The organism is Antarctobacter albus (assembly GCF_900101505.1).
Classification (GTDB): domain Bacteria; phylum Pseudomonadota; class Alphaproteobacteria; order Rhodobacterales; family Rhodobacteraceae; genus Antarctobacter; species Antarctobacter albus.
The window spans coordinates 14,020-27,010 of the sequence record NZ_FMZI01000003.1; the positions used below are offsets into that span (position 1 = coordinate 14,020).

Annotated in this window: 12 protein-coding genes; 3 read left to right on the forward strand and 9 right to left on the reverse strand. The window is 67.1% G+C overall.

Translation table 11 applies throughout. The annotated features are described in order from the left end of the window. Positions 1–15: 15 nt before the first annotated feature. Together BLQ71_RS05610 and BLQ71_RS05615 are read right to left on the reverse strand one after the other, a co-directional pair. Entirely contained in the window at positions 16–306 is a 291-nt protein-coding gene (locus BLQ71_RS05610) for a DUF1330 domain-containing protein (protein WP_074621021.1), read from the reverse strand. 115 nt (positions 307–421) lie between these two features. After that, entirely contained in the window at positions 422–2,050 is a 1,629-nt protein-coding gene (locus BLQ71_RS05615) for an AMP-binding protein (RefSeq protein ID WP_074621022.1), read from the reverse strand. Positions 2,051–2,203: 153 nt separating this feature from the next. On the opposite strand from BLQ71_RS05615, the gene BLQ71_RS05620 reads away from it, so the two are divergent. After that, positions 2,204–2,857 carry a sulfotransferase family 2 domain-containing protein gene (locus tag BLQ71_RS05620; RefSeq protein WP_074621023.1) on the forward strand — a complete coding sequence of 218 codons (654 nt, stop codon included), beginning with the start codon at positions 2,204–2,206 and terminating at the stop codon, positions 2,855–2,857. Positions 2,858–2,875: 18 nt separating this feature from the next. Here the strand turns inward: BLQ71_RS05620 and BLQ71_RS05625 are convergent, their stop codons facing one another. Together BLQ71_RS05625 and BLQ71_RS05630 are read right to left on the reverse strand one after the other, a co-directional pair. Further along, on the reverse strand, positions 2,876–3,220 hold the full coding sequence (locus BLQ71_RS05625; RefSeq protein ID WP_052244193.1) for an SH3 domain-containing protein: 345 nt from the start codon (positions 3,218–3,220) through the stop codon (positions 2,876–2,878). Between the two features lie 104 nt (positions 3,221–3,324). Then, positions 3,325–3,960 (reverse strand): ribonuclease T2 family protein, encoded by a 636-nt coding sequence (locus tag BLQ71_RS05630; protein WP_074621024.1) that lies wholly within the window; start codon positions 3,958–3,960, stop codon positions 3,325–3,327. A 157-nt stretch (positions 3,961–4,117) separates the two neighbouring features. Between BLQ71_RS05630 and BLQ71_RS05635 the strand changes: the two genes are divergently transcribed. Next, positions 4,118–4,885 carry a DUF1013 domain-containing protein gene (locus BLQ71_RS05635; protein ID WP_043135855.1) on the forward strand — a complete coding sequence of 256 codons (768 nt, stop codon included), beginning with the start codon at positions 4,118–4,120 and terminating at the stop codon, positions 4,883–4,885. A 132-nt stretch (positions 4,886–5,017) separates the two neighbouring features. Here the strand turns inward: BLQ71_RS05635 and BLQ71_RS05640 are convergent, their stop codons facing one another. From BLQ71_RS05640 to BLQ71_RS05660, 5 genes are all read right to left on the reverse strand, one after another. Further along, a complete protein-coding gene (locus BLQ71_RS05640; RefSeq protein ID WP_074621025.1) occupies positions 5,018–6,949 on the reverse strand; it encodes a non-ribosomal peptide synthetase in 1,932 nt (643 codons plus the stop codon). A gap of 151 nt (positions 6,950–7,100) precedes the next feature. Next, positions 7,101–7,700: a recombination mediator RecR gene (gene recR, locus BLQ71_RS05645; RefSeq protein ID WP_074621026.1), complete on the reverse strand. Its 600-nt coding sequence runs from the start codon at positions 7,698–7,700 to the stop codon at positions 7,101–7,103. Position 7,701: 1 nt separating this feature from the next. Further along, positions 7,702–8,769, reverse strand: a complete 1,068-nt coding sequence (locus BLQ71_RS05650; RefSeq protein ID WP_074621027.1) for a TraB/GumN family protein — start codon at positions 8,767–8,769, stop codon at positions 7,702–7,704. A gap of 3 nt (positions 8,770–8,772) precedes the next feature. Beyond that, positions 8,773–9,117, reverse strand: coding sequence for a YbaB/EbfC family nucleoid-associated protein (locus tag BLQ71_RS05655; RefSeq protein WP_074621028.1), 345 nt, complete (start codon positions 9,115–9,117; stop codon positions 8,773–8,775). A 160-nt stretch (positions 9,118–9,277) separates the two neighbouring features. Then, entirely contained in the window at positions 9,278–11,026 is a 1,749-nt protein-coding gene (locus BLQ71_RS05660; RefSeq protein ID WP_074621029.1) for a DNA polymerase III subunit gamma/tau, read from the reverse strand. A gap of 250 nt (positions 11,027–11,276) precedes the next feature. Between BLQ71_RS05660 and BLQ71_RS05665 the strand changes: the two genes are divergently transcribed. Beyond that, complete coding sequence (locus BLQ71_RS05665; protein WP_074621030.1) at positions 11,277–12,806, forward strand: ankyrin repeat domain-containing protein; 1,530 nt, start codon at positions 11,277–11,279, stop codon at positions 12,804–12,806. Positions 12,807–12,991 lie beyond the last annotated feature (185 nt).

The window sequence follows — 12,991 nt, forward strand, 5'->3', positions numbered from 1 at the left end:
TAGCGGACGGGACGATCAGCTAACGATGGAGACGCTGTAGGTGCTGAAGGCCCGGTCCCGCACCGGGATCAACTGCTGGTACTCGTCGCTGTCGAACAGGGCGTGGACCGCCGCGATGTCGGGGTATTCGACCACCATGATCGCCTCGGCGGGCTTTTCGCCCACCACCACATCGCCCACCGGGAAATGCTGCGATAGCTTGCCGCCCACCTTTTCCAGCAGCGGCAAGGCCGTCGCCATGTAGGTCTGGTAGGCGTCCATCTGCTCCGGGTCGGGCGTCAGGCAGGCAATGACGTAAACACTCATCTATCCCCCCAAGGGTCGGCAAAGGCAATTGTATCTGAGGACACAACATGCCCTGGCCGATGGGAAGATAATATTTCGCTATAGCATTTGAGGGCGTGACAAAGATGATGCCAGGTCACCCCAACGATTTGGCCGCCTCGCGCAGGGCGAATTTCTGGATCTTGCCGGTCGAGGTCTTGGGCAGCTCCTGGAAGACCACGGCCTTGGGCGTCTTGAACCCTGCCAGCCGCTCGCGGGCATAGGCGACCAGGTCGGCCTCGGTGACGTCGTGCCCGTCTTTCAGCTCGACGAAGGCGCAGGGCACCTCGCCCCATTTCTCGTCCGGCTTGGCGACCACGGCGCACAGCAGCACCGCGTCATGGCCCATAAGGACGCCCTCGACCTCGACAGACGAGATGTTCTCGCCGCCCGAGATGATGATGTCCTTGGCCCGGTCGGCGATCTGCAAGTAGTTGTCCGGGTGCATCACGGCGATGTCGCCGGAATGGAAATAGCCGCCGGCAAAGCTTTCCGACGTTGCCTTGGGGTTCTTGTAATACCCTTTCATCACGCCGTTGCCGCGGAACTTGATCTCACCCTTGGTTTCGCCGTCCCGGGTGACGTCCGTCCCGGCCTCGTCATGGACGGTGATGTCCTCCATGAAGGGCATGGCGACCCCCTGGCGGGCCTTTATGGCTGCGCGTTCGTCGCCCCTTGTCGGCTCCCACTCGGCTTTCCAGGTGCATTCCGTGGCCGGACCGTAGGTTTCGGTCAGCCCGTAGACCTGCGTCACGTTGAACCCCATCGGCTCGATCTTGGCCAGGGTGGCGGGGGCGGGCGGGGCGCCGGCGGTAAAGACCTCGACCACATGGTCGAATTCGCGCCGCTCGGACTCGGGCGCGTTGATGAGCGTGTTCAGGACGATCGGCGCACCGCCGAAATGGGTCGCGCCCTCGTCCGCGATGGCGTCATAGATCGCCTTGGCGCGGATCTCGCGGCAGCAGACGATGGTGCCGCCCAGCGCGGGCATCATCCAGGTGTGGCACCAGCCGTTGCAATGGAAAAGCGGCACGATGGTCAGGTAAACCGGGTGCAGCACCATGCGCCAGGACAGGATCTGCCCCATCGCGTTCAGGTAGGCGCCGCGGTGGTGATAGACCACGCCCTTGGGCCGCCCGGTGGTGCCCGAGGTATAGTTGAGCGCGATGCTCTCCCATTCGTCCTCCGGCATGATCCAGTCGAACTCGGGGTCACCGGTTTCAAGGAAGGCCTCGTAGTCGGTGTAATGGCCGTGGCCATGCACGCCGGCGTGGTCGTCGGCGACCTCGACGATCATGGGCGGCTCACCTTCCATGATCTCGGTCGCCTCGGCCAGGATGGGGAGGAACTGGGGATCACACAGCACGACCTTGGCGCCGCCGTGGTCGAGGATATAGGCCACGGTGGTCACGTCCAGCCGGGTGTTGATCGCGTTCAGGATGGCGCCACAGGCGGGCACGCCGAAATGCGCCTCGGCCTGGGCGGGGATGTTGGGCAGCATGGTCGCCACCACGTCGCCGGGGCGGACGCCGGATTGCGCCAGGGCAGAGGCCAGCCGCGTGACGCGGTTGATGTACTGGGCATAGGTCTTGCGGTGCGGGCCGTAGACCACGGCCAGGTGATCCGGCCAGATCGTGCCCGCGCGACGCAGAAAGCTCAGCGGGGTCAGCGGAACGAAATTCGCCGTGTTTTTGCCCAGTCCGGTTTCGTCAGCAAGCCAGCCCATGAGATCCTCCGTTGCCAGGTTTCGGGCGGACTATGCGCAAGAAAGTTGCGCAAGAAAAGCCCCGTTCGGAGGAGCATTTCGCCACGGTGATCGTACGGAGGGTGCCGCGCTATCGCCTTTCCTCCGGATCGGGTCCTAGTCTAACCTGACGCAATGATCCTGTCGCCCGGTCGCCGGTACATCTTTGTCCATATTCCCAAGACCGGCGGCACCTCGATGGCGCTGGCGCTGGAGGCGCGCGCGCATCGGGACGACATCCTCATCGGAGACACGCCCAAGGCGCGGCGGCGGCGGCCCCGGGCCAAGGCATTGGCGGAACGCGCGCAGGGGCGGATCTGGAAACATTCGACCCTTGCGGATCTCGACGGTGCGCTGACCGCCGAGGAGATCGCGGGGATGTTCTGTTTCTGCCTCGTCCGCAACCCCTGGGACCGGGTGGTCAGCTATTATCACTGGCTGCGCGAACAGGCGTTCGACCATCCCGCCGTGACCCTGGCCAAGGCGCATGATTTCGCGGGTTTCCTGCGCCAGGGGCATACGCAGGCCACGCTGCGCGCCTGGCCCTACGCAAGGTACATGCGCGACGCCCGGGGGCGCGAACACGGGCATTTCCTGCGCCTGGAACAGCTCGAAGCGGACATGGCGCCGCTGGTCGCGCATCTTGGGTTCCGGCCCGAGGTGCCGCACGAGAACCGCTCGGACCGACGAACGGACCATGCCGGGTACTACGACGCCGAAACCCGCGCCATCGTGGCCGAGGTCTGTGCCGAGGACATCGCGCGCTTTGGCTATCGCTTTGGCGCGTAGGACTGACCCGTCCCGCGATCAGGGGCAGACGCCGCCGATGTTGAGATACTGGCCATAGACCCAGCCGTTCGGGTTGGCCGCGCCCCAGAGCGGATTCAGGCAACGGCCCGACATGCATTGCACCTGATACCAACTGCCCGATCGGTTCCAGACCGCGATTTCATCGCCCAGGTACAACTCGCCGATCTGTTGGTAGCGCGAGCCGGGGCCGGTGCGCACCGCCAGGAACCCGTTTCCGGTGGCGTGGTTGTATTGGCTGATCGGGCGCAGGCCGACGACCCATCCGGTGCAATCCCCGGCCCGGGCCTGCGGGGCGACGGTGGCCAGCAGGGCTGCGGCGGTTAGGGCCAGTAAACGTGTCATGTCATGAACTCCTGTCGCAAGGGGGCGCCGGGGGCGGCGCATGTAAAGTCATGCACCGATTCCGGGACACGTCCTTGACCTGCGTCAGAGAGCCGGGGCACGCCTCAGCGCAGGGGTTCGAACCGCGCGTCCGTCATCCGGCAGTCCCGTACCACGTCCCGGCCGCAGGGCACCGGGTCCAGCCCCTTGGACAGGCAGATGCGCACCTCCTGGATGTGCCCATCCCGGCAGGTGACGGTGATCATGTCCGGCTCCAGCTGCGGATTGGCCTTGATGAAGGCCTCTTCGACCAGCGAGGCGGGCAGGGTCACGGATTTGTCCAGCTTGCGAAAGGCCTCGGGGCGGGTGATCTTGCCATAGGCCTCACGCGAAAGCGCGTAGTATTGCGCCGCCGAAAGGCCGGAACAGACGCCGTGTTTCTTCCACTGGTGCCAGGCCAGCCCGCCAGAGCCCATGATGTCGGTCATCTCGCCGGTCATGCGGCGCGAGGGAGCGCGTTCCACCGTCGGGCAGTAGTCGGGCCAGCCGCGGTGATATTGCGGCCAGAGCCCGTGCAGCAGCCAGCCGGCGTCGCTCTCGCATTGCTCGGCGTTGCGGGCGTCGCCCTCCAGCACGCACCAGTTCGGGGACCAGCTGAGCGCCATAACGTAGTAGTCGAACTCTCCCGCCCGGTCGCCGTCTGCACGCAAACTGCTGCCGATGGACAGGGCGGCCAGCAGCAGAACACTCATCAATCGCATTTTCACTTCCCCTTTGACTGCGAGATCACTATATAGACGCCGAGTTTCCCGACAACGGTAACCCGCTCCGCCCGCCGGAGCCGCCCTTGGCCCCCGACCGGCCTCGGGCCGCGCAGGAGGCATGCCAGCGGGTCCCGCAAGACCAAGGAGTATTGAAATGTCCAAGCTGCTGCACCCCAAGGCGACCGCCGTCTGGCTGGTGGACAACACCACGATGACCTTCAAGCAGATCGCCGATTTCACCGGATTCCACGAGCTTGAGATCCAGGGCATCGCCGATGGCGACGTGGCCACGGGCGTCAAGGGCTTTGACCCGGTTGCCAACAACCAGCTGGAACAGAGCGAGATCGACAAGGCCGAGAACAACCCGCTGCACAAGCTGAAGCTGAAGCACAACCCGGCCGCCCGCGACGAGGAAAAGCGTCGAGGCCCCCGATATACCCCGCTGTCCAAGCGGCAGGACCGCCCGAACGCGATTCTCTGGCTGGTGAAATTCCACCCGGAACTGGCCGACAGCCAGATCGCCAAGCTGGTCGGCACGACCAAGCCGACGATCCAGTCGATCCGTGAGCGCACCCACTGGAACATCCAGAACATGCAGCCCATCGACCCGGTCGCCCTGGGCCTGTGCAAGCAGTCCGAGCTGGACGCGGCGGTGGCCAAGGCGGCCAAGGACCTGGCCAAGGTCATGACCGACGACGAACGCCGCAAGCTGGTCTCGACCGAGCAGAGCCTGGAGATGGAGCCGGAACCGCGTCTGCCTTCGGCCATCGAGGGGCTCGAGACCTTCAGCCTGTCCGATCCGCGCGGCGAGGAGGACGACGAGGAAGACAGCAAGAGCGATAACGATTACCTCGACGCCGACAGCTTCTTCAACCTGCCCGGTGGCGGCAAGGACGAGGACGACGAAGACGAGGACCGCTGAGGTCCGGCGGGGCGCCGCTTCTGGCCCTCCGGGCCAGATCGCCCCGTCCGCCGTCCCACTGACAGGCGCCCCCGCCGGGGCGCCTTTTTCGTTTGCCCCCTTCGATTACCCCCGGGGGCCTGCGGACGTGCCTCAGAACTGCATGCCCAGCTTGATCCCCCAGGAGGTATTGTCGTCCGCGTCGCGCGAGACCTCGAAGCGGCCTTTCAACCCGTTGCCGCCGGTCGCAAAGCTGGCCCCCAGGGCCAGGGCATTGCCGCCGCTGACGTCGGCCGCGTCGAAGGTGGTGCTGGCGCCGCCGACCGAAAAGGTGATGTCGTCGGGTGTGCCGCCGAAGCTGGTCAGGGCCAGGTAAGGGCGCATCGACATGTCGTTCACCTGCATCGGCAGGCCCATTTCGACGCGCAGCGCGGTGGTGGTTGTCGTCCGTTCGCTGATCTTGCCGCCGGCCAGGCCGGACAGGTCGTGACGCTCTGTCTTGTGGCGCAGGTAGTCGCCCTGCATCACCAGGTCGATGCCGTAGCCTGCGGTCGGGTTCTGCCACAAAAGGCCCCCGCCGCGCAGGCTGATCCCCAGCAGCTGGCCGTCGAAATCGGCGCTGCCGGTATGGCTGTCGGGGCTGTTGATCTTGTTGTGGGTCCGCCCGGCATAGAGCGCGGCGTCATAGCTGAACCGCCCGCGCTCTCCGGTCAGGCCAAGACCCACGAAATACGATCTGATCCGCGTTTCGGTAACCCCGTCGTCGAGGTCGCTGGCGCCCTGCCCGTAGCCCACGAAGGGAGAGATCCCCTGCCAGCCGGTGCCAAAGCCCACCGCGATACCACGGCTGGCGTAGTCGGCCCCCTGGGAGCTGTCCGGCGCGATGGTGCCCGCGTTGGCGAAGGTGCCCAGCCAGGGCCCCCGGGCCACCTGGAAGTCCAGCACGCTGCCGCCGATCCCCATGCCCAGTTCCCGCGACAGCCGGTCCGGGGACGAGACCGGCGCCTCGTCAACGACGATCAGCGTCGGCGCGGTGACCACGGCCGCAGGTTTCGCCCCGGGCGCGGGCGCGGCATTCAGCAGGACAAAGCCGCCGCCCCGAACGGTGATCGTTTCGGGCACGGTGGTGCCGAAGGTCAGCACCTGCGACCGGCGGGTCATGACGGCCAGCGTGTCACGGCCCGCGCCCATCTCGATGGCACCGGAAACCACGCTGCCGTCCAGCAGGCGCAGGATGTCGTCGCCGCCGCCCAGGTTCACCGCGACACCGCCGCGCCCGATCAGCGTGCCGGAGTTTACGATTTCCTGGACGGCGAGGTCGGCGGCATCGGTGTTGATGGCGATATTGCCCTCGATATGGCCGGTGTTTCGGACAAAGGAGGGGCCGGCGGCGGGGGCGTCGAAATCGATCCCGTCCTCGGCGCCGAGGCTGATCAGCCTTCCGTGGTTGGTGATCTTGCCGCTGTCCAGGTCGATGGCATCCTGGTCTCCGGTCGACTGGATCAGGCCGGAGTTGAAGATGTCAGCGAAGTTGCCCGCGTTCACGCCGTCGTCGCCAGCGATCACGGTGCCGGTGTTGGCGACCTGCGCGTAATCGACGTTGACGTTGATGCCCTCGTCCGGTGCGGTGATCGTGCCGTTGTTGATGACCAGCGGGCGTTCCTCCAGCTGTACGCCGTCGTCGTCAAGGCTGGTGATCACGCCGTTGTTGATCACCACGCCATTGTCGTCGATGTTGATGCCGTCGCCACCGACACCGATCACCGTGCCGTTGTTGGTGACAAGGACATCGTTGTCGCCCTGGATGCCGTGATCTCCCGGCCCGCGTACGAAACCGTCGTTGACGATGGTCACGCCGTCATCCACCCGCAGCCCCCGGTCGCCGCCGTCGATCACTCCGGTCGGTGTGATGGTGATGGTGCCGTCATCGAAGCCGTTATCCTCGATCCCCAGGCCGCTGCCGGCGCAGATCACGTCGTCGCCGTCGGCGGGATCGGAGGGCAGGCAGGCCGACTGGGCAAAGGCGCCCGCAGGCAGAAGGGCCATCAGCGCGGCGGCAAGGGCAAGGGGGGAAACGCGGTTCATGGAGAATCCTGGAGTCACTTGGTGATAATCGCGGAGGCCAAGGCCTCCTGTCGGGCGCGGCTACGCCGCGATTGTAACAGTTTCATGTGCGGGGGCGTGAACCCGGCGGCCCCGCGTGCCGGTGCGGCAAACGGGCAACTCCGGGTTTCGGTCACAGCCGTTTGCGCGCGTTCAGCGCGGCGGTGATGGTGCCATCGTCGAGGTAATCCAGTTCGCCGCCGATGGGCACGCCCTGCGCCAGCGAGCTGAGCTGGACGCCCCGGTCTTCCAGCTGGTCGGCGATGTAATGGGCGGTGGTCTGACCGTCGATGGTGGCGTTCAGCGCCAGGATTACCTCTGTCACGCCCTCGGCCCCGATCCGTTGCAGCAGTTGCGGGATGCGCAGGTCCTCTGGTCCGACGCCGTCCAGCGCAGACAGCGTACCGCCAAGGACGTGATAGCGCCCCTTGAAGGTGCCGCCGCGTTCCATTGCCCAGAGATCAGCGACTTCCTCGACCACGCAGAGCAGCCCGTTGGCACGCCCTTCGTCGGCGCAGATGGGGCAGATGTCCGAGGTGCCGACATTGCCGCAATTCAGGCATTCGCGGGCGCGTTGGGCCACGTCCGCCATCGCCTTGGCCAGCGGCGCCAGCAGGATCGCCCGCTTGCGGATCAGGTGCAGGACCGCGCGACGGGCAGAGCGGGGGCCAAGCCCGGGCAGTCGGGCCATGAGGTCGATCAGGTGCTCGATCGGGTTGGCGTCACGGGCCATGTCAGGGGGCCTCGCCCGGCAGCGGGATACGGGTCACGTCAAACCCCTCGGCGCGCAACAGTTCGATCATGCCGCTTTCGCCGGGCAGGTGGAAATTGCCGACCCCGATGAAAACGCCGCCTTCGCGCAGCGCGTCGCGGGCGGCGTTCACGAAGTCCTCGTTGCGCTCATCAACCAGGTATTCGGTCATCCGGGCATAAAGCGCGGGCCCCTCGTTGCCCAAGGCTGCTGTCACCTGCGCCTCGTCCCAGGCCATCATCAGGCCGACCCGCCCGGTCCGGTAAAGCGCCAGCGCGGTGGCGCGCGCCTCGGGGGTGGCGCCGGGCATCAGGTAGACGGCGTAGGTGCCGATGATCGCGCGGGCCAGATCCTCGTTTCCGGGGGTGTTCAGCTTGGCCGACAGCCGGTCGCTGTCTTCCAGCGGCAGGACGGGGATGCCCTCGATATGGGCGAGCGTCTGCAGATAACTGTCCTGCGAGGGCAGGACCCCGGCAGAGAAATCCTCGCACGGATCGTAGAGCAGCAGTTCGGCCAGAGTGCCCAGCTTCAGTTCCGGCAGGGCGTCGGGGGACCAGCCGAGGGCACGCAGGCGCGTGACAAGGTGTTCTTCGAACCGCGCCGGCAACTCCAGGTCGCGGTAGGCCGTGACCGATCCATCCCTGCGATAGACATCGTCGCCGCGCATGTAGGCGTCATGGCTTTCGCGGTCCGGAAAGGTCGGGTCGATTTCCAGCCCCAGCCGGTCGGCGCTGGCCAGTGCCTCGCGCACGGCGGCGGGCAGGTCCAGCACGCTGCGGTGGCTGCTGTGCATCGTGCCCCAGAGATGGGAGACGCCGCCACCCGGTGCCGTGATGCGCCAGAACCGCCCGGTGGCATGGGGGATGGCGGCGGCGCGCGCCTCCAGTTCGGCCCGGCGCTCGGGGGCAAAGACCTCGTCGTGAATCTCGATCCGGGGCGGAAAGCAGAGCTCGCGCGTGGCCCAGTCCTGCGCCACGACCGGGGCCGCGGCGACAAGCAGGCCAAGGCAGGCGATCCCGCCGCGCAGCAGATCCCGACCCCGCCCCGGCATGGATCAGAACGGCAGCTTCATGTCGGCCGGCAGGCCCATTTCCTGGGTCAGCTTCTGCATCTCGGACTGTGCGCGCTCGTTGGCGCGGGCCTGCGCGTCCTTGATCGCGGCCAGGATCAGGTCCTCGGCCACTTCCTTTTCTGACGGGACAAAGATCGAGGGGTCGATTTCAAGGCCCGTCAGCTCGCCCTTGGCGGTGGCGGTCGCCTTGACCAGCCCGGCGCCGGATTCGCCGGTCACGGTCATGCTGGCCAGGTCTTCCTGCATCTGGGCCATCTTGCCCTGCATTTCCTGCGCCTGTTTCATCATCTTGGCCATGTCGCCAAGTCCGCCCAAACCTTTCAGCATGTTCTGTCTCCCGATTAGATGGACCGCCGACCGGATGGCGCGGTGTGAAGGATGCTTGGTCTACATATCGCAGCCACGGCGGCAATGAACAAGCCGCAGGCGCGCGGTCAGGCCGCGTGAGCGGCGAATTGGCGCCGCAGCGGGCGCTTGGCAACCGGCCTTATTCCTCGAAAGGATCCCATTCGTCCTCGACCTCGGGCAGGGCCTCTTCCAGCGCCTCAGTCGCGGCTTCCTGCGCGGTGCGGATATGGGTGATCGTCGCTTTCGGAAAGGCGGCCAGCGCGGCCTGCACAAGCGGGTGTTCCTGCGCCTTGGCCTTCAGCGCCAGTTCGGCGGCGTCGCGTTTCTCGACCACCGTGGGTGTCTCGCAGCCGTTGACCAGGATCACCGCCCAGCGATTGCCGGTCCAGCGTTGCAAGGCCGCGCCCAGCCGTTGCGCCAGATCGGGGGCGGCGTCGTCGGTGGGGGTGAACTCGATCCTGCCCGGCTGATAGGCGGCAAGGCGCACCGATCCCTCGACCTCGACCAGCAGCTTGACGTCGCGGTTGGCGCGGATCAGCTCGAGCACATGGTCGAAGGTGGGGTAGCGGGCCAGCGCCTCGGCGGCCTCGGTGGCAAGAGCCGTGACGGTCCCGCCGGAATGACCGCCGCCGCCGGCGCGTGGCGCATGGGCCTGTGGCGCGTGGGTCATGCCGCCGGAGGGGCCGGCAGGCGCGCCGCCGGGACCGCCCTTCGGCGCGGGCGGCGGCGGGCTGTCCTGCAGCTTGCGCATCAGTTCCTCGGGCGAGGGGCCCTCGGCCACATGGGTCAGGCGGATCACAGCCATCTCGGCGGCCATCATCGCCGAAGGCGCGTTCGAGACCTCCTCGATCGCCTTGAGCAGCATCTGCCAGGCCCGCGCCAGCGCCCGCATCCCCAGACCATCGGCAAAGGCCTGCCCGCGCCCGCGTTCGTCGGGGGACACGGTGGGATCGTCGGCGGCCTCGGGCGTGATCTTGACCACGGAAATCCAGTGCGTCAGCTCGGCCAGGTCGCGCAGCACCGCCAGCGGGTCGGCACCATCGGCATATTGCGCCGACAGTTCCTCGAGCGCGCCTGCCGCGTCACCGCGCATGATGCGCTCGAACAGGTCCATGACCCGGCCCCGGTCGGCCAGGCCCAGCATGGCGCGCACCTGTTCGGCGGTGGTTTCCCCGGCGCCATGCGAAATCGCCTGGTCCAGCAGCGAGGTCGCGTCCCGCGCGGACCCTTCGGCGGCGCGGGTGATCAGCGCCAGCGCCTCGTCGGTGATCTCTGCCGCTTCGGCCTTGGCGATCTTGCGCAAGAGGCCGATCATGTCCTCCGGCTCGATCCGGCGCAGGTCGAAACGCTGGCAGCGTGACAGGACCGTGACCGGCACCTGCCGAATCTCTGTCGTGGCAAAGATGAATTTCACATGGCTGGGCGGTTCCTCCAGCGTCTTCAAGAGCGCGTTGAACGCGCTCTTGGACAGCATGTGCACCTCGTCGATGATGTAGATCTTGTAGCGTGCGCTGGCCGCCCGGTAGTGCACGCTGTCGATGATCTCGCGGATGTCGTTCACGCCGGTCCGGCTGGCGGCGTCCATCTCCAGGATGTCGACGTGGCGGCCTTCCATGATCGCGACGCAATGTTCGCACTTGCCGCAGGGGTCCGTCGTCGGCCCGCCGTTGCCGTCCTCGCCGATGCAGTTCATGCCCTTGGCGATGATCCGCGCGGTCGTGGTCTTCCCGGTGCCGCGGATGCCGGTCATGATGAAGGCTTGGGCGATCCGGTCGGCGGCAAAGGCGTTCTTCAGCGTGCGCACCATCGCGTCCTGCCCGACGAGATCGGCAAAGGTCTCGGGGCGGTACTTGCGGGCGAGCACCTGGTAGGCGGGGGCGTCGGTCATGGGGGTCCTGTCTGGTGTTGCGGCCAAGGTAAGCGCTGCGCGCCGGGCCGTCCACCGCCCTCTGACGGCAAGCGCGCAGGCAAGGCTTGATTTCCGCGCGGCGACGCGGCACATCAGGGGCAGGGCCGCTTGCCGGGGGCCTCCTGATCCGCGGAAAGCACCTGCGCCGGCCCATATGGAAGACCACCGATCCTACGGTTTTCTCTGGCCCGACATGGCGGATCGCGGGCAGTGACGGAGGAACCCGATCATGACCGAGCTTTCCCTCGATTCCCTGCGCCTTGAGGCCAAGCGCCTGCACCGTGCCTATGTCGCGCACGAGGTCTGGGCCCTGCAGCGCCTGCAACAGCACCCGCCACGGCGCGCACCCGACACCCTGCGCCGGGCCGATTTCCTGCACGTCATCGCGCAGGAAAACGGTTTTCCCAGCTGGCCGCGTCTGAAACTCGCCGCCGAAACCACGGGGCTGGACCGCGCCGCGAAACTGCAACGACTCAAGATCGCGCTGTTTCACGGCCAGACCCCTGCTGTCGTGGCGCTTCTGGCCGATACGCCCGACCTGGCGGATGGTGTCTTTGGCCTGGAATGCGCGCTTTACCGGCGCGAGGCGGTGGCCGCCGCGCTGGCGCGCGATCCCGGCCTGGCCACGCGGCCCCTCGGGCCTCGGACACCGATCCTGCACCTGGCCTTTTCGCGCTGGTTCAAGGCGCATCCTGAACTCGAAGCCGACATGCTGGCGGTGGCCGACCTGTTGCTGGCGCATGGGGCCGACGTGAATGATGGCTACCCGGCCGCCGAGGGAGAGGAGCACCTGCTCTCGGCCCTCTACGGTGCCATCGGCCACGCGGACAACATGGTGCTGGGCCGCTGGCTGCTGGACCACGGCGCCAACCCAAACGACAACGAGTCGCTCTACCACGCCACCGAACTGGGCCATCACGAAGGACTGCGGATGCTGCTGGAGGCGGGCGCCGATCCGCATGGCACCAACGCGCTGCTCCGGGCGATGGATTTCCACGATCACGCCGCGGTCGAGATGCTGCTGGCGCACGGCGCGCGGCCGGATGACTTCAATCCGGACGATATCGGCGGAGAGGCCCCCTGGGTGGTGCCCGCCCTGCACCAGGCGGCCCGGCGGGGCTGTGACCGGCGCATGGTGGACCTGCTGCTGGGGGCGGGCGCCGACCCGGCGCGCACCTGGCAGGGGGCCACGGCCTATGCCTATGCCCGGGTGCATGGCAACCACGCTGTCGCGGAGGCGATCGAGGCGCGCGGTGCCGCGACCCCGCTCAGCCGCGAGGAAGCCCTGCTGGCCCGCGCCGCCGAGGGGCAGGACAGCCCGGGCGAGTACATCGACCCGGCACGCCTGGCCCCGGCCTATGCCAACATCCTGCGCGAGACGTTGCACCTGCCGGACAGGTTGCCGGTGCTGGAACGGCTGGTGGCGCTGGGTCTGCCCTGGGACCTGCCGGACGGAATGGGCGTGACGCCCGTGCAGGCGGCGGGCTGGGAAGGCCTGCCCGAGGTCATGGGGTTCTTCCTGCGGCTGAAGCCGGACCTGTCCCATGTCAACGGCTATGGTGGCACGCTGTTGAGCACGATCCTGCACGGGGCCGAAAACGCGCCCGATCGCGCCAGCCGGGATCATATCGGATGCCTGGAACGGGCCCTGCATCACGGCGTTGCCCTGCCTCGTCGCGAGATCGGCTTTGCCGGTCGAGAGGACATTCGCGCCTTTCTCGAGGACTGGGCCGAGTCGCATCCCGGGCAGGTGGTCTGAGCCGGTCCGCGCCTTCGGGCGCGGGCCTTTGCGTGGCATTCTGAACGCACAACGTGAAAAACTGGCCGCAAGTGCCCGACTCTGGTGGGGATTGCCGGCTGTCTGCGGCCCGAATCGCTAGGCCGGTCTGGACATGCGTGTATTATCCCCGTTGGCGGAAATCCGCGGCCGTGGGGGCGGTCGCC